Origin of the sequence: Marinimicrobium hydrolyticum, assembly GCF_030848505.1 — a bacterium.
Classification (GTDB): domain Bacteria; phylum Pseudomonadota; class Gammaproteobacteria; order Pseudomonadales; family Cellvibrionaceae; genus JAVDDU01.
Window position 1 is genome coordinate 171,171 of record NZ_JAVDDU010000003.1, and the last position, 15,874, is coordinate 187,044.

Genomic DNA, 15,874 nt, shown 5'->3' on the forward strand with positions numbered 1-15,874 from the left:
GACGCCGCTAGAGTTCCGGTCTCGGCCGACGCACATACAACCAGCCGTTAACCACAGCGCACAGCGCATAGAACACCGCAAATCCGGCCATGGCCTGAACGCCTTCACCCCGCTCCAGCTTTTCCGCCAGGGTGAGGGGAATATAGAAAACCCCAAAGGCCGCCACGGCCGACAACCAAACCCCCGCCTGCCGCGAGACGGAAACCTTTACAGCGCTAGCCAAAGCGGACTGAGCCACGCCAGCAGCCACAAACAACAAGGCAAACGCCACCATAAAGCCTGAAAAATACAGGGACGGCTGGGCCGACACTTGTGCCCGGCCAATCCAATAAGCCGCGCCCGCCGCCGCCAGCACCAAAATCACGGCGCACATTTGTGTGGTGAGTGCGCCGCCCCAGCGAGCCGCGCCCCAGGTGCCAAGGGGGCGAACCAGAATTCCCAACAGTGGCAGCATCCACGCGTAGATAAACACTCCCGGGTAACCCGGCGCTGCCGAGCCCACAAACAGCCGCTCGACCGTTAATGGAAAGGCCGCGGCAAACCCCAGAAAACTCCCCTGACTCATCACCCACAGCAAACTCAGCGCCCAGGTATCCGAGTGCCGAAACTGGGAGAAAGCGTTCTCAGAACCGGTGCGCCGGTGAATACCGGTATACAACAACGCCGACGCCGCGATGGCCAAGAGCAACAATTCTTTTGGTGGTGAAATTCCACTGCCGCCTGCCGTCGCCGGGAGTACGATCCAGGCGCCTAGAACCGCAATGGCCAAGCCCGCCAAAAAAGCGCTGCCAATCCGCGGCGCGGACGCCCCAAATGCACGCAAGTCGGCCCGGCATTGCCGGGCCAACCAAAAGACGATAACCAGAGCGATGAGGCCGCCCCAAAATGCACCGGACCAACTCAACCACAGCGCCGTTCCCGGTGCCAAACGACCAAAGAAATGGCTACTCCACAAACTGGAAACCGCGCCCTGCCCGTACAAGGGCAACACCAGCAAAATGGGCAGCACCAGAAAGCCCACCACTATCCCCCAGTGGCCCACCGCGGTTAAGAGCGACGTCTGATCCTCGTCACCACGGCTGCCCATGCGCTGCACCAGCACAGAGCTGCCACCGGCACCGGCGCCGCTCAATAAGGCCAGCGACTGCAATTGCCACAGGGAAGTGTCGGGTTGCCCCAAAACCCAGCAGAGCCCAAGGGCGGGAATCAGCAAAGTCAACAGGCACCAGCCCAGCATCGGACGCTCCGCTCCAGGCGGAACACCGTAACCCAGAGTGATGCCAACACACCCCGCGCCCAGACCACCGACGGCCAGCAGTGAAAACAACTCCAAGAAGGACAAACCAGCGCCTACGTGATGCAACTGCACCACAATCAGCGCCCAGCAAAACCACAAGCCGAACGCACAAAAGTGAACACCGGCCACTAACCACAATGGCGCAGCCACCACCCCGTGACCGGGTATGCTGGGCAGCCTGCGATCTCCCAGTAGGGAGAGATTTCCCGGCTGGGTATTATCCATCGTTGGCATAAATGGGCCTAAGTGGTTGCTGGTCAAGCCACTATGCCTAGCCGCACCCGCCCTCTCAACGAATCATTGGGAATACCCAGCTCCCCCAATGGTGGTACTCCCTGCGATCAAACCCGCACAAATGCTGGAGCTGGCGCCAGCGGCCCCTTGCCAAAGCGATCTGCGGCGCCGACAATGCCTGCATAAGCTCATTTTGGGAGGCCCCAATGGAAACAAATGCCAACAGCGTTATGCTGGTTGACGATCATCCGCTGCTGCGTAAAGGTCTGCAGCAATTGATCGATTTAACCGACAATTTGGAAGTGATTGCCCAGGCCAGCAACGGCCCCGATGCCATCCGTCAGGGCACGGAACTGGACCCGGACTTAATTCTGCTGGACTTGAACATGCAGGGCATGGATGGTTTGGAAACACTCAGCAAATTGCGCGATGCGGGTGTGACCTCGCGCATTGTGATGCTCACCGTGTCCGATGCCGATGAAGATGTGGTCGAAGCCATTACCCGCGGTGCCGATGGCTATTTGCTCAAAGACATGGAGCCCGAGCAATTGCTGGAACAAATTGAGCGCTCACTGCAGGGTAAAATGGTGATGAGCGAAGCGGTTACCCAAGCGCTCGCCACCGCCATCCGCAAGCCCCAACAAAGTGCCTCCGCCAAAATGGAAAGCCTGACCGCACGCGAAGCGGAAATTCTAAAACTGATTGCACAAGGCTTGAGCAACAAACTCATCGCTCGGGAGTTGGACATTTCTGACGGCACCGTCAAAGTACACGTAAAACACATGCTCAAAAAGCTCGGCCTACGCTCCCGCGTGGAAGCGGCCGTTTGGATGATCAACCAGGAACACCGCTAATGGCTTGTTGCGACGAACCGAAGCTGCTCCCGGTAGTCACGGCCATCGACCGGATGCTCGAAGCCGTAAACCCTCCGGCGGACTTCGAACAACTCGCATTGAATCAACTGCTGGACCGCATACTCGCGGAAGATATTCACGCCCAACTGAATGTACCCGGCCACGATAACTCCGCCATGGATGGCTACGCCCTACGCGCACAAGATGCCGACAAACCTCTACACTTGGCGGGGCAATCCTTGGCCGGCCACGCTTTTCAAGGTTCGCTCGAGCCCGGCCAATGTGTGCGCATTACTACGGGTGCTGTGATTCCCACCGGTGCCGATGCCGTGGTTATGCAGGAAAATACGCGCATCGACGGACAGCACATCAACGTTACGCAAACTCCCCGACCGGGTGAAAACATTCGCCGGGCCGGTGAAGATATAGCACAGGGCGATCGAGTACTTTCAAAAGGCCATCGACTCAGCCCGGTAGATGTTGCGCTACTGGCGTCCCTGGGTGTGGCTGAGGCCGAGGTTTACCGTCGTTTGAAAGTAGCTGTACTGTCCACCGGCGATGAACTTACCGCGCCCGGACAGCCACTGACGGCCGGACAGATTTACGACAGCAATCGTTACGGCATTGTGGCCTTGTTACAACGTTTGAATGTGGAAGTCATCGACCTGGGCTTAATACCCGACCGGGAAGACGCCATCCGCGCCACTTTACAAAATGCCAGCCAGCGAGCGGACGCGGTTATTTCCAGCGGCGGCGTATCGGTGGGCGAAGCGGACTTTGTGAAAGACATACTTGATGAACTGGGCGAGATCAATTTCTGGAAAGTGGCCATAAAACCCGGCAAGCCGTTCGCCTTCGGCTCACTGGGCCGCGCTTGCTTTTTTGGCCTGCCCGGCAACCCGGTGTCAGCCATGGTTACTCTGCATCAATTGGCTTTGCCGGTACTGCGCGCCATGGCCGGCGAAGTGACTGAACAACCGATCACCCTCAACGCCACCGCCGCCAGCCGCTACAAAAAACGCCCGGGCCGCCAGGATTTTCAGCGAGCCACTTTAAGAGTCCAGGAAGGCGAGAACATCGTCAGCAGCACAGGTCCTCAAGGATCGGGCGTATTGACGTCATTTGCCGGCGCTAACTGCTATGTGGTGCTGGAACAGGAACGCGGCACTGTTGAGGAAGGTGAAACGGTGCAAGTTGTTCCCTTTGATCGGTTTATCCTTTAGCGGCAGCGTGGGTGCTAGAGTTTTCTTGTCATTTAGAACAAAAAAGCCCCCGCGAGCGAGGGCTAAGAACAACCGAATCAACTCGCAAATTGATTAACCCGGCTGATTGGCCGCCTGTCGCGACAAGCCGCTCAATGCCCTCTCCATGTCGCCGCAGGTTAAATCATCTCCGTAAATGGATACGGTGTGGTCTAGCTCCCCATAGTGTTCGGGATAGTCGTTGTCTGGGCAGTGGTTTTCGCTGACGGATAGCAACAGGCTAAATGGTTTATCCTTCATTTCCAGACTAAACACCGTTTCACTGCTGTGTGCCCGACGCGGTACCAGCGTTATCCAAATAGAGTCATTGACTATGATATGCCTGGTTTCATCGCGAAGATTTTCGAGCAGATTCTCTTCATCAAGCCGTTCCAGCAATTCGTCGATCCGATTATTTTGGATAGATCGGCGCATCACGTCCTGAAACCCCTTGGGCATAGGCTCGCCCTCGCTCAATTCACTAGCGAGAACGAAGCGGTCCAGCTGTTCTTGCGTGTACAGGAAGTCCGCAATGTCCGCTGGCAATTGGGCGAGTTTTTCCTCCATTTCCCCTTCCACATAGCCCGGTACAATGGGAGTGTAAGTATCGTGCAGCAGGCGGATGATTCGGCGCGTCAACACTTTCCCAAAATCCGGTTCCAGGGCGACATCCAGCGTGGCCACGTTGGTGAGTTGCAGGCCTGCGGATCCATTCCCGACGGAGAACAACTCCTTGGCCATCAGCTTCTCCACATAGGGTGCACCTAAAGTTACCTGATAGAACCCACCGTCGAAGTAGAATACGGAATGCGACGGATCGTCGGGCAATCCCTGGGTAAAGAGATAAAAGCCTTGGGGCCGATCTGTATGGTCGTCGCCCAAACGCACCGCATGCTTCAAGGTTTCAGGAGGCGTTGACTCCACCGCCACGGATATCAATAGCCGCTGCTCGTCCGTCAACCGGATCACCATGCGCTCAGTTTGGACCTGCTCCAGTTCACCATTACGCAGGGCTTCAACCACACCCGCAGGTATGGACGCTTCAAGGCGGCCTCGTTCAAAAAGTTTAACTTCAACGGGATCGGCCACGTCGGGCACATTAATCATAAACGACTCGGCTTGACTGTATGGCGCACGGAGAAACTGTAGGAAATGACTGTATGCCGCATCGAACCAAGCCCGTCGTAATTCCTCTCGTCCCTGGCTATCCAAATGATCCCAGCCGTCATCAATAGGTTTGTGTTGATGGGACTCGGCCCAAAGCTCCTCCTCCAGATAGGCGGCAAAGGCTTGGCGCTCGGAGTCCGTCATCGCCTCCAGGGTCGGCACAGAAACCAGCCGGGTAATCAGGCTCGGTTTGTCGCCGTCAGCGTGAATATGGGTTTTGTATTCTTCAATCAATCCCCGAACGGCACCATCATCCACGCTTTGGATGTCGGGAAAGCTTTCCCGGGCTTGGGACGTTTGTGCTTGTAGACCAAGCACAAACGCCAGTGCGAGCATAGCGGCGCTGGAGAGCATACCTTCAAAAGAATGCCCTTTGACCGATGAGGTTTCGAAAAGGCGCTGAATGCGTGCGAGAATTGAGTACTTGTTGCCGGTAACAGCCATGGCGGGCCCTCCTTGTTGGGCTTGTAAAGACAGTTCTGAGAAAAGCTTCAGTGTCTGTGCGTAGAACAGCCGATCACCGCACTGGGAAGCGGCAATATCGTCGCAGGCGTTTTCGCGCTCGCGATCCATTTGCGCGCAGATCCAGTAGACCGGAAGGTTGAAGAAGTACAGCGTTTTGATAAAACTTTGAATCAGGCCGAGCAGATAGTCGTGCCTAAGAACGTGCGCCAGCTCATGCAGCAAAATGGCTTCCAGCTCGGCGGGCGTAAGCCGGGTCAACAATGCCGCCGGCATAAGCACCACCGGCTTTACATGACCAATCACACAGGGCACCGTCAAACGTTGGCTCACCTTGAGACGCACATGGCGTTCCAAGCCAATGAGGTCCGCCAGTGCTACTACTCGGTTTTGCCAGGCTTGGGATGCGTCGGTACTCATCACCGTTTTCAGCCTCTGGCAGTAGCCCCAGGCAAAGCAATATCGCAAGCCAAACATCACAGTGCCGAGCAGCCAGGCGAGTACCAGGTGTGGCATGTATTGATTGATCAGCGCATTGGCCTGCACAACCCAGCCTGTAGCCCCATTCCCATTCCCGCCAGCAGATGCGGCCGATAACTGCGCTCGGGCAATGACATCGCCCATGGCCTGGTAATAGTGGCTGAAGGTGAAGACGCTACTGATAACCAGCGCCAGCAGTGCGGTGGCACACAAGAGGTAACGTTTCGGAGCGCTCCACCTGCGCCTAAGGAAAAGGGCAACCGCTAGTAGTAATGCCACCAACGCTGCCTGCCACACCGAGTGCAACAAAGTCCACCCGAGCGAGTAAAGTAGTTGGCCGCTGAGCCATTCGCTGAAAGTGTTCACTGGTCATCCTCCTCCAGTTGATCCAGGTAGCGGCGTATTTCCTCCAGCTCCTGTTTGGAAACTTTCTTGTTGCCCAACAGCTGCATCATCATGCGGCTGGCGGATCCTCCAAATGTAGCGTCAATAAATTTATGCAACAGACCACTCTTGGCCTCCGCCTCACTGATCAGCGGCACATACACATGGCTTCTGCCTTCACGACGGCGATCCAGCAGGCCTTTTTGATGCATCAGCTGCATTAATTTCAGGGTGCCTGTGTAGCCCACCGGCTTGGCGGCGCTTAAGCGCGTGTTAACCGTCTGCGCCGTCGCCTCCCCCTCCGACCAGAGGATTTCCAGTATCTCCAGTTCCGACCGCGTGGGACTTTGCATAGGCGACTCCATAATCTACGAACTCTTTCGTACTTATTGTACGAAAGAGTTCGTAGATAACAAGTATTACTTTGCTGTAAGGAATAGATGGATTGATTGCGAAAGGAAATAAGGGCAATAGTGTCCAGGACACAGACAAGCAAAAGCTAAGCGAGAGCTGGCGGTTCTAGCGATTTCAAAAATAATCACCAAATTGCACCTCGAACCGCACCAGTAAGCCCGTCGAGGTATCAAAATCCTGTTCCCTTAGCTGTAGAGCAAAGGGCTCAATTTCATAATACATCCACGGCCGCCATAAACTGCTACGGTACCGGACGCTGAACTGATAGTTCTCCACCCTGTTACTGCTGTCATACTCCCCCTCAACACGTAGAACCGTTTGAATGCCCGCTCGGTGGGCCAGCCTCCAGAAATGGCTGATGCTTTGTTGCCACTCCCAGTATCCTGTTGACGCAGAGCGGAGTTTGATTCCGCCGTTGAAGTAAGCCGCAAGGTGGTGTTTTCGGTTAACACACGGCCAAGCTGCAGCTCTGTAACATATCCTCGTCGCTCCTGATTATCGCGCCAATAGAACTCCTGATTTAACCGGCTGTGAATGTCCCAGAACAGGCGTTGGTTATACCGAAACCGCGTACGCACAAAGGCCGTGCTGCCCCGAAGTCCAACATCGGTACCAGAGCTTGCATGCCTGCCCAGCGCGGTAGCCCAGCGCAGTGCAGCGCGGGACATTCCCCGATCATCTGGGCGCTCAAGGTCCAGCCGCTCGCGCAGAAGATCATCGTCTTTGTCATCACTTCGAAGAATCAAAGATAATTTGTTGGAGATATGATGCAAGCTGACCTGGCCGTCAAAACGCGTACCCGCCAGGTGAAGTTCTTCTTGCTGCCAACGCGGTGCGTAGATCACTCGGAAGAGAGTACGCGCTGCGTAGGGGTCACCTTCAGGCCCGGCAAACAGGCCATCGATCCATTGCGCTGGCAAACAGACACCTCTGGATACGAGGTGATGGGTAAGATCGGCTGCGGGCAGAACCCTCGAGCCATCGACGGGCTCACAGCCTGGCACCAGCGGATAGTCTTTATGATGAGTAGGCACGCCTAGCCTATCCCGCTCCGCCAGGATATTTTCAGCGTGAAGGCGGGCTACTTCCGTCGGTAAATCATTGTTGTCGCTGCTGACTGAATCCGACTGAGGGTCGCTGTCATCTAACGGAGGAATGTATTCGTCAGACGGACCATTGTCGCTCGCACTTGCCCAGTGAGAGGCCCCTTCTGTTGAAGCGTAAACCCGCTGCGCATCTGCGCCCCAGACAAAGCTCAGCAGCAGTGACAGAAGCAATGTTCGACTTCTTGGAGGGCTCATTTGCAGCACCGGCTTATCGTTCTTATAAGATCGCCAGTGTACCGTTTTATTGGTGCGTCACAAAATGAGCCATCAAAACTTCGTCGAACGCCTCTGTATTTCTTATTCTTTGCGTCTGCCCTTGTTTCGGCCACCTTCCCAAAAAAATGGGCTTCCGCTTCTGTCGAGCATGCTTGGTGATCGGTCTAATCCCATAATGCGGGGACATTAATTGAGGCCAAGCTGACGGGTGGCACCTGCTTAACCGGTCGAAACTCTTCGAGGCGGGTATCCCGAGCAAAACTGCCAAAGAAGGGCTTTCCGGAAGCGGATACCAGTGCATGCACGCGCGGGCAATCCGGGGTTTTGCCTCGGTGGGTAACCAAGGCGAGTTCCTGATTGGCCAGCTGCACAAAGCAGCCGGGTGCGAAGGGGCCGAGCAGTTCGCTCAATGCGTCCACCACCTGACTTTCCGTTTCGCTTTGGTCGGCTTGCTGCAAGGTTAACATCGCAGTCGAAGGCAGGAGCCGATCCCGGTAGCCGCGATTGCTGATCATGGCAAGGTAGCTTTCACACGCGGCTACTATGCGCGCCTCCGGGAGAAAGTGAGTGTCCGTGGCCTGCTTCGGGTAACCCTTGCCGTTGGATCTCTCATGGTGCTGGAGAATAATCTGCAACCAAAGAGAATCCTGAACATCGGTCGCTTGCAACGCCGCGACGCTGATTAACGGGTGCTTCTCAACGATATTTCTCTGCTCGGGCGTGAGCGCCCCCTTAAGCCCATTCAACTTGTCCTGGTAAGGCAGCAGGGCCAGGTTGGCGGTGAGCCCTGCACTTGTCAGTGCGCTGAGCCGCTGCGCCTCAACGCCCATTTTTTCACCCAGCAGTGCGCAAAGAAAGGCGCAGAACAAGCTCTGTTCCGCGGCGCTGGAGTCGGGGCTATAAAGGTGAATCAACGCCAGGCAAGCGTCAGCATCCTCCCGGCTTAGCTCATCGATGCGTTCGCTCAGTTCAATGAGGCGGCGGTGTACGGGGACTTTCTTGGCGACGGCATCCAGCGCACTGTCCAACCGGGCCAGTAACGACAGATATTCAACGAAAGGTTGGTTTTTTTCCGCGTAAGTCGCGTCATCCGACTTGGCTCGCACGCCATCGGGAAACGGAGGATGGCTACCGCGAGCGAGTAAACGCTCCAATTGCGCCTCGTTCTCGACGATATGGCCTTGTTTGAGCAGCAGCTTGCCTTCGACGTTAAACACGGGCCAAGGAAGCGGCCTGCCTACGCGAATCTCCGATCGGCTCAGCTTGATTAGGTCTGCCATAACCGGCACCCTATGAAAGCACGGGTTGCAGCTTTGTGATCCCTGGCCAGACAGTCGGGCTGTCGTCTGGGGCAACCTTATATTCCTGATCCACAACGAACCATCACCGGAAGCGACGAACGCCCGGCTTAGATAATTTGAGTATAGCCCTGGCCCGGAATTAGTCAAAATGCGCCACATCAGTTCCAAGGTTTCCATGGATAAGGACGGCTTTAATGGCACGGTTTAAAAAGACGTTAAAAGTATTCGGCCTTTTGCTGCTGTTAGTCCTAGCGGCCATTGTTGTGCACCTGTACCACTTCGGGCCGGAGCTGCCGGAAAATACCGAACAAGTTATTGAACGTGCAACACGCGAACCTGTGCCCGAGTTGGTTCGAGGTGAGTCGGGCCTGGCCCAGTCCAACGGCACGGCAATTTGGTACGAGCGCATTGGCACCGAAGCGCCTCCAAGAGGCACGGTCATGCTGATCATGGGCATCGCCACCGACTCGTTGAATTGGTCCCCGGATTTTGTCGATGCGTTTGTAGACGCGGGCTATCAAGTCATTCGTTATGACCATCGGGATACTGGCCTGTCCGACTGGCAAGGTGTTTGGTGGCCCGGTGAGCCCTACGACCTGGCGGATATGGCTGATGACAGCATCGCTGTACTTGATGCGGTGGGTGTCGACCAAGCGCACGTAGTGGGGTTATCCATGGGCGGCATGATCGCTCAGGAGATGGCCATTAACCACCCTCAGCGGGTAGCCTCGCTGATATCGTTAATGTCGTCTGCGGATATTGACGATGCCAGTTTGCCGGGCGTTTCTTATCGGGTTATTTTCGATATGCTCCGGGCGTCGCTCAAGTACGGTTTGATCGGCGGCGAAGAAAACATGATTCGCCTAGCGATTACGCTTCGCCTGATTTTACGGGATAACCCCGAGCAGGAAATGGACGTTGAGGAGGTGGCCCAACAGGTGCTCTATAACGAGCGAATCCGCCGCGGTTACAACACCTTTGCGCCGCTTCGACACCAAAGGGCGATTGGGCGCTCAGCCTCCCGGCCGGAACGCCTTGCTCATATTGATACGCCAACGCTGGTGATACACGGAACCCATGATCCGCTCATTCCGCTCGCTCATGGCGAGCACACCGCCGAGGTGATTCCCGATGCGCGCACCTATTGGGTGGAAGGTCTGGGGCATGATATTCCCCATGGATATATTGATGACATTAGCGGGCAAATACTGGCGTTTCTTGAGCAGTTGTCCGGCTCTAGCTCAGACGAAAACCCTTAATATGGCGGCCGCTATTGCTTAGCCAGTTCGCACACCAAAAAGATTTCTGCCAGGGCATCCAAGTCCATCAACCCAGACTGCAACGCCAGCGGTTTCTGAAAACGAAGCCCCATGGGCATGAAGACCCGGTTGTACCACCACAGCGCCCGCTGAGGATTTTTTTGCAATTGATTCATACCCCAATCCACCAGCCAAGAGGATTTGGGTTTCATGCCGTAAATGCCGCTCTGACACACTCGAAGCTGATGTTGGTCGAGAAGTTCGCGCAGTTGATCCGGTTCGTAGCGCCGGTAGTGGCCCACCAAGGTGTCGAATTCCGTCCAACAATCCATGTGCAGCGGCGTGGACAGCAGCACCGTCGCGCCCGGTTTGGCCACTCGGCACAATTCCGCCAGCGCCCTTTGGTCGTCCTCCACGTGCTCGATGATGTCCAGCGCGCACACCAGATCGAAAGAGGAGTCGTCGTAAGGTAATTCACCGATGCTGGCAACCTTGACCTTGCCGCCGCGCTTGGCCAGTGCTTCCAGCGCGGGCTCACTGATGTCGGCAAAGTGTGTCCCCTGAATGGGTAACCTTGGGCGCATACCCGCACCCACTTCCAAGCGGTCGGGGGCGGTTTGCGCCAAAGCCTCAATCACCGGCCAAGTGTTGAACTGACGCGGCTCTACAAGCCGTACTCCAGCCCAAAGAGAATCGTAAAACGTTTGATTGGTGTACTGGACGGTGCTGGCGTTTATGTCGGAATCAGTCATGGGCTACCGTGTATTATTGTTTGAACAGTCCCTAGTCACCAAACAATACACCAGTACCCGACGTAATAGAAGCCGCGACGCTACCGCGCCTCCCGGCCACAGTAGATGCGAGCCAGAAACGTTAGGAATTAAGCAATGTCAGAATTCAGGACTTTGCCATCTTCCACCAGCCCCGTGGTGCGGTAAACATGGCGCAACGCGTGGTAATGCTCGCTGATCGTGCACGCTTCGCCATCGCGTTTTACCAAACCCAGGCCGGTTAACTCCACGTGCCATTTGGGCGTGACATTGTGACGCGCCAGGGTTTTTTTGACGCATGCCAGGGCACAACCATCGATGGCACAGATGTCTCGCCCCGAGGTGGCAATGCGCACCATCTTCTTCACGTCGCCGCCAACACCGGCGATACAGGACATTTGAGCCAATCCCTCGCGCCCCATCACCACGGCAATATCGTTCGCAAGCTGGGCCACATTGGAACCGCCTGAGCAACTGTACACCAGGGGTTTTTCTTTGAGAGTCATCACTCTGCTCCTCTTAACTTGGCAGAGCTAGACAGTAACAAAGCACTCACCAGCCGACTTTGATGTTAATCAAACTCGAGATGGTCGCTCAGAGCAGGCTGCTGAAGAACGTTAGCGAGGCAGCCGATGCTAGGCAAAAATGGTCGAAACAGCGGAGTTTATATGTCATAAATGAGCATGTTGAGACCATTTTTAACGCGGCAGCGGCAACGCAGGTAGTTCTTCACAGCCTGCTAGCCGCACTTAGAGGCTCCACAGCTCAAACACGTCCGACACCCGTCCATCATGATCACAGCTTTCGTATGGCATTTAAGACACAACTCAGCGGTGGACGGGAATTCGCCGGTTTCACCCTGCAAATGGTGCTTGGCCTCATATTCCTGCCGCTTCTGCTCCAGCACTTCTCGCTGAGCTGGGGACAGAGGCTCTTCCTCAATTAAACCAATACTCTTCATGTGCGCTTCGATGGCGTCCCCGATTTCGGCCACTAGCGAGGGCATGAAGCGTCCGCCGGACTTGAAGTAGCCCCCTTGAGGGTCAAATACCGCCTTAAGCTCTTCCACCAAAAAGGTGACATCCCCGCCTTTGCGGAACACGGCGGAAATCACTCGCGTTAAGGCCACCACCCATTGAAAGTGCTCCAGGTTTTTGGAGTTGATAAAAATCTCAAAGGGCCGGCGAACTTCGTGATCTGTTCCGGGGTTCAGCACCACGTCGTTGATGGTAATGTACAGAGCGTGATCGGACAGCGGTGTTTTGATCTTGTAGGTTGCCCCTTGCAGCAGCTCCGGACGCTCCAGTTTTTCATGCATTTGCTCGATGGCGGGTACATTTTCTTCCGGCAGTTTTATGGAGAAGCCGGTAATTTTCTTGTCGATGACTTTTGCGTTCACGGGTATGCCTCCTAAAACTTGCCGTAGTAGCCTTCTTTTAAGGCCTCGTAGAGATTCGCCGCCGTGTGGGTTTCCCCGTCATACTCCACCTCTTCGTGTCCTTTAAGTTCCACTCGGGACCCGTCCTCCAGTTCAAAAACGTACACCGTGTTCTCCAGGTCCTGCTGTTTAACCAGCACGCCTTGGAACGCTTCCGGATTAAACCGGAAGGTGGTGCAGCCCTTTAGACCTTTTTCGTGGGCGTACAGATAAATGTCTTTGAATTTTTCGTAAGGAATGTCCGTGGGCACATTGATGGTTTTGGAAATGGAGGAGTCGATCCACTTCTGCGCCGCAGCTTGTACGTCCACATGCTGCTCGGGAGTAATCTGATCACTCACCACAAAGTAATCCGGCAGGCCCGATTCGCCCGGCTCGGGATAGGGCTTGGCATTGGGTTCGATTAAGCGTCGGTAGTGCAGCAGTTCGTAGGAAAACACATCCACCTTTTCCTTGCTTTTGCGACCGCTGCGAATCACGTTGCGCGCGTAATGATGGGCAAAGCTGGGCTCTATGCCGTTGCTGGCATTGTTGGCCAGAGATAGGGAGATAGTACCGGTAGGTGCGATGGAGCTGTGATGGGTAAACCGGCAGCCGTGTTCGGCGATAGCGTCAACCAGTTCCGGATCTTCTTCGGCAATTTGTTGCATGTATCGGCTATAGCGGGCCAGTAGCACTTTGCCCGGAACCTGATCGCCCACCTGGTACTGCTCGGCCAGCGCTGGTCGCTTGGCGATTAGGGTGGGCGTGATCTCGAAGGTTTCCTCCATGATCGGCGCCACGCCTTTTTCCTGTGCGAGGGCTAAACCCTCGCGCCAGCCGGTCAACGCTAGTTCTTTGCTCACCTGCTCGGTAAAGGCAATGGAGGCGGGGCTACCGTAGGGAATCGTTAACATGGTGAGCGTGGAACCCAGCCCGAGGAAACCCATGCCGTGGCGGCGTTTGCTTTCGATCTCCCGACGCTGTTCGGCCAGGGCTAGACCGTTCACCTCCACCACGTTGTCCAGCATGCGGGTAAACACCGCCACCAGGGTGCGGAATTTTTCCCAATCAAACTCGGCTTGCTCGGTGAACGGGTTCACAACGCATTTGGTTAGGTTAATGGAACCCAGCAAACAACTGCCGTACGGAGGCAGAGGCTGCTCACCGCACGGGTTAGTCGCGCGGATATCTTCGCAGAACCAGTTGTTGTTCCATTCATTCACTTGGTCGATAAGGATAAATCCCGGCTCCGCGAAATCGTATGTGGAGGTCATGATCTGATTCCACAATTGTCGTGCCGGAATTTTCTTATAGACCTTACAGGCCACTTCCCCCTGCTCATTACGCAGGTAGTCGCCGCTCAGGTGATCAAGCCGCCGCCAGACAACCTGCTGACTGTCGGAAAGCGTTATCGGCTCACGCTCCTGATCACGACGCGTGACTGGAAACGACAAATGCCAGGTAGCTCCGGATTTAACCGCTTGAATAAAGTCTTCCGTGATCAACAGTGACAGGTTGAATTGACGCAGCCTTCCCGCTTCTCGCTTCGCTCGGATGAACTCGCCCACATCCGGGTGATGCACATCGAAGGTGGCCATCTGGGCGCCCCGGCGTCCGCCAGCGGAAGAGATGGTGAAACACATCTTGTCGAAGATATCCATAAACGACAGTGGGCCCGAGGTGGTCGCACCGGCACCGGAAACGTAGGCACCTTTGGGCCGCAAGGTGGAAAACTCGTAGCCAATCCCACACCCGGCTTTTAGGGTCAGCCCTGCTTCCAGGTTTTTGTACAGAATGTCCTGCATGGAGTCTTCGATGGTCCCGGACACCGTGCAGTTGATGGTAGACGTGGCCGGCTTGTATTCACTGGCCCCTGCATTGGAAACAATGCGGCCGGCGGGAATGGCGCCGTTTTCCAGCGCCCACAGGAACTGCTGCTTCCAGTGCTCCTGTTGCTTGGGTTCCAGAGCCGCTAATGCCCCGGCAACTCGCTCCCAGGTGCTCTCCACCGTTTCATCGATGTTTTCACCCTGGTGCCCCTTGAGCCGGTACTTCTGATCCCATATATCCCAGGAGGCATCCTGAAGGGACTCGGCTTCGTAGGTTGGCTGTTTTAGCGGGGGCTGGCTTTTGGATTTGCTCATCGCTGGAGTGTCCTTTGTGTTTGAGGGGTTACTCGACAGATCAGAAGACTATGTCCGAAACTCAAATGGTGCTCGGTCTCGATCTCCAAGCCAGCGGTGCTGATCAGGGGCGCGAATTCCCGGTAGGAGTACATGCGGCTATTACCATTCGCCACGCAAGAAAAATACAGGGATGTGGCATTGAGACTTAAAGAGGCGGCGGTAAACTGCTGATGATCCGAGAAGGGCTCCAGTATGTACAGGCGCGCTTCGCTGCTCATGGTTTGTGCCGCTCTGGTGAGGATGGATTCGATTTCGTGAGGAGCAAAACAATCCAGGAACTGACTCATCCAAATAGTATCGCAACCCTCGGGAATTCTGGCATCCTCAGCCAAGACATCCATGGCACAAAAGCTAACCCGGTCGATTGACCCGTGCTCTTCGACGTTTTCTTTAGCCAGCGCGAGCTGTCCGGGAAGATCGACCATCACCAACTCGACATCGGGGTCGTAGTCGAGGCATTTGAGGCTCCAGCGGCCGGTATTGGCGCCCACATCAAGCAAGCGACGCACGGGGCGCCGGAAAACGATGGGCAGCAGAGTGTCAAATACCTGATCGGAATAGTAGTGATCGAAACGAAACCAACTGGAACGGGCGGGTTCTTTGAGTGAGGACAGGCCCTGGTAAACATTGTCCCAGTCACCCAGGGTGTGTAGCCCGGCCGGGTGGCCTTGCTGCAAGGACTCCTGCAGGAACGGCAAAGCTTGGTAGCAAATGTCCCGGACAAAATCCATATTTACCCGGGTCATGGTGTCGTTCATGAGAAAGTACCCCAGGTCTTCCAGCACCAGATGATCATCCCGGTAGCGAACGATGTCCGCATCCACAGCCAGATCGGTCAGCACTGACACCGCGTAGTGCGATAGCCCCGACTGCCGACACAGCTCTTCCACCGTAAGGCCCGCTGGAAATGACCTCGCCAACAAGGCCAGCAAGCCGGTGTCTCGCATCACCACGGCGGCGTAGAAAATTACTGGCCCAAATGCAATTTTCTGAGCCTTGGAGCGCGCCTCTACCGCTGCGCCGGGACCAGCCTTACGCCGGCGAATGGGTGCTCGCGTATCGTTCTTCAGGGACATAGTTATT

13 protein-coding genes are annotated in these 15,874 nt (G+C 55.7%); 3 read left to right on the top strand and 10 right to left on the bottom strand.

What is annotated here, in order from left to right:
- Window positions 1–7: 7 nt before the first annotated feature.
- Window positions 8–1,531 (bottom strand): MFS transporter, encoded by a 1,524-nt coding sequence (locus tag RBH33_RS06900; protein WP_306731423.1) that lies wholly within the window; start codon window positions 1,529–1,531, stop codon window positions 8–10.
- 206 nt (window positions 1,532–1,737) lie between these two features.
- Here RBH33_RS06900 and narL point away from each other — a divergent pair, with 206 nt between their 5' ends.
- Together narL and moeA are read left to right on the top strand one after the other, a co-directional pair.
- Window positions 1,738–2,385 carry a two-component system response regulator NarL gene (narL, locus tag RBH33_RS06905; RefSeq protein ID WP_306731424.1) on the top strand — a complete coding sequence of 216 codons (648 nt, stop codon included), beginning with the start codon at window positions 1,738–1,740 and terminating at the stop codon, window positions 2,383–2,385.
- A complete protein-coding gene (gene moeA, locus RBH33_RS06910) occupies window positions 2,385–3,608 on the top strand; it encodes a molybdopterin molybdotransferase MoeA (protein ID WP_306731425.1) in 1,224 nt (407 codons plus the stop codon). The genes narL and moeA overlap by 1 nt, the downstream gene beginning before the upstream one ends.
- Before the next feature lie 93 nt (window positions 3,609–3,701).
- Here the strand turns inward: moeA and RBH33_RS06915 are convergent, their stop codons facing one another.
- The 4 genes from RBH33_RS06915 to RBH33_RS06930 all read right to left on the bottom strand — a co-directional run bounded on the left by RBH33_RS06915 (window position 3,702) and on the right by RBH33_RS06930 (window position 9,135).
- A complete protein-coding gene (locus tag RBH33_RS06915; RefSeq protein ID WP_306731426.1) occupies window positions 3,702–6,101 on the bottom strand; it encodes a M56 family metallopeptidase in 2,400 nt (799 codons plus the stop codon).
- A complete protein-coding gene (locus RBH33_RS06920; RefSeq protein ID WP_306731427.1) occupies window positions 6,098–6,472 on the bottom strand; it encodes a BlaI/MecI/CopY family transcriptional regulator in 375 nt (124 codons plus the stop codon). Before RBH33_RS06920 ends, RBH33_RS06915 begins: the two co-directional genes overlap by 4 nt.
- A gap of 246 nt (window positions 6,473–6,718) precedes the next feature.
- Window positions 6,719–7,834 (bottom strand): hypothetical protein, encoded by a 1,116-nt coding sequence (locus tag RBH33_RS06925; protein WP_306731428.1) that lies wholly within the window; start codon window positions 7,832–7,834, stop codon window positions 6,719–6,721.
- 185 nt (window positions 7,835–8,019) lie between these two features.
- Window positions 8,020–9,135: an HD-GYP domain-containing protein gene (locus RBH33_RS06930; RefSeq protein WP_306731429.1), complete on the bottom strand. Its 1,116-nt coding sequence runs from the start codon at window positions 9,133–9,135 to the stop codon at window positions 8,020–8,022.
- 215 nt (window positions 9,136–9,350) lie between these two features.
- Between RBH33_RS06930 and RBH33_RS06935 the strand changes: the two genes are divergently transcribed.
- Window positions 9,351–10,415, top strand: coding sequence for an alpha/beta fold hydrolase (locus RBH33_RS06935; protein ID WP_306731430.1), 1,065 nt, complete (start codon window positions 9,351–9,353; stop codon window positions 10,413–10,415).
- 11 nt (window positions 10,416–10,426) lie between these two features.
- Here the strand turns inward: RBH33_RS06935 and RBH33_RS06940 are convergent, their stop codons facing one another.
- The 5 genes from RBH33_RS06940 to RBH33_RS06960 form a co-directional block, all read right to left on the bottom strand.
- On the bottom strand, window positions 10,427–11,167 hold the full coding sequence (locus tag RBH33_RS06940) for a class I SAM-dependent methyltransferase (protein WP_306731431.1): 741 nt from the start codon (window positions 11,165–11,167) through the stop codon (window positions 10,427–10,429).
- Between the two features lie 128 nt (window positions 11,168–11,295).
- Window positions 11,296–11,691 carry a putative zinc-binding protein gene (locus RBH33_RS06945; protein WP_306731432.1) on the bottom strand — a complete coding sequence of 132 codons (396 nt, stop codon included), beginning with the start codon at window positions 11,689–11,691 and terminating at the stop codon, window positions 11,296–11,298.
- A gap of 233 nt (window positions 11,692–11,924) precedes the next feature.
- On the bottom strand, window positions 11,925–12,584 hold the full coding sequence (locus tag RBH33_RS06950; protein ID WP_373568236.1) for a TSCPD domain-containing protein: 660 nt from the start codon (window positions 12,582–12,584) through the stop codon (window positions 11,925–11,927).
- An 11-nt stretch (window positions 12,585–12,595) separates the two neighbouring features.
- Entirely contained in the window at window positions 12,596–14,749 is a 2,154-nt protein-coding gene (locus RBH33_RS06955; RefSeq protein ID WP_306731433.1) for an adenosylcobalamin-dependent ribonucleoside-diphosphate reductase, read from the bottom strand.
- Window positions 14,746–15,867 (bottom strand): methyltransferase, encoded by a 1,122-nt coding sequence (locus RBH33_RS06960; RefSeq protein ID WP_306731434.1) that lies wholly within the window; start codon window positions 15,865–15,867, stop codon window positions 14,746–14,748. Before RBH33_RS06960 ends, RBH33_RS06955 begins: the two co-directional genes overlap by 4 nt.
- Window positions 15,868–15,874 lie beyond the last annotated feature (7 nt).

Coding starts and splice junctions, on each gene's coding strand:
- RBH33_RS06900 (WP_306731423.1), bottom strand. CDS start 1,531: ATGCCAACGATGGATAATACCCAGCCGGGAAATCTCTCCCTACTGGGA.
- RBH33_RS06960 (WP_306731434.1), bottom strand. CDS start 15,867: ATGTCCCTGAAGAACGATACGCGAGCACCCATTCGCCGGCGTAAGGCT.
- RBH33_RS06930 (WP_306731429.1), bottom strand. CDS start 9,135: ATGGCAGACCTAATCAAGCTGAGCCGATCGGAGATTCGCGTAGGCAGG.
- RBH33_RS06920 (WP_306731427.1), bottom strand. CDS start 6,472: ATGCAAAGTCCCACGCGGTCGGAACTGGAGATACTGGAAATCCTCTGG.
- narL (WP_306731424.1), top strand. CDS start 1,738: ATGGAAACAAATGCCAACAGCGTTATGCTGGTTGACGATCATCCGCTG.
- moeA (WP_306731425.1), top strand. CDS start 2,385: ATGGCTTGTTGCGACGAACCGAAGCTGCTCCCGGTAGTCACGGCCATC.
- RBH33_RS06945 (WP_306731432.1), bottom strand. CDS start 11,691: ATGACTCTCAAAGAAAAACCCCTGGTGTACAGTTGCTCAGGCGGTTCC.
- RBH33_RS06935 (WP_306731430.1), top strand. CDS start 9,351: ATGGCACGGTTTAAAAAGACGTTAAAAGTATTCGGCCTTTTGCTGCTG.
- RBH33_RS06940 (WP_306731431.1), bottom strand. CDS start 11,167: ATGACTGATTCCGACATAAACGCCAGCACCGTCCAGTACACCAATCAA.
- RBH33_RS06925 (WP_306731428.1), bottom strand. CDS start 7,834: ATGAGCCCTCCAAGAAGTCGAACATTGCTTCTGTCACTGCTGCTGAGC.
- RBH33_RS06955 (WP_306731433.1), bottom strand. CDS start 14,749: ATGAGCAAATCCAAAAGCCAGCCCCCGCTAAAACAGCCAACCTACGAA.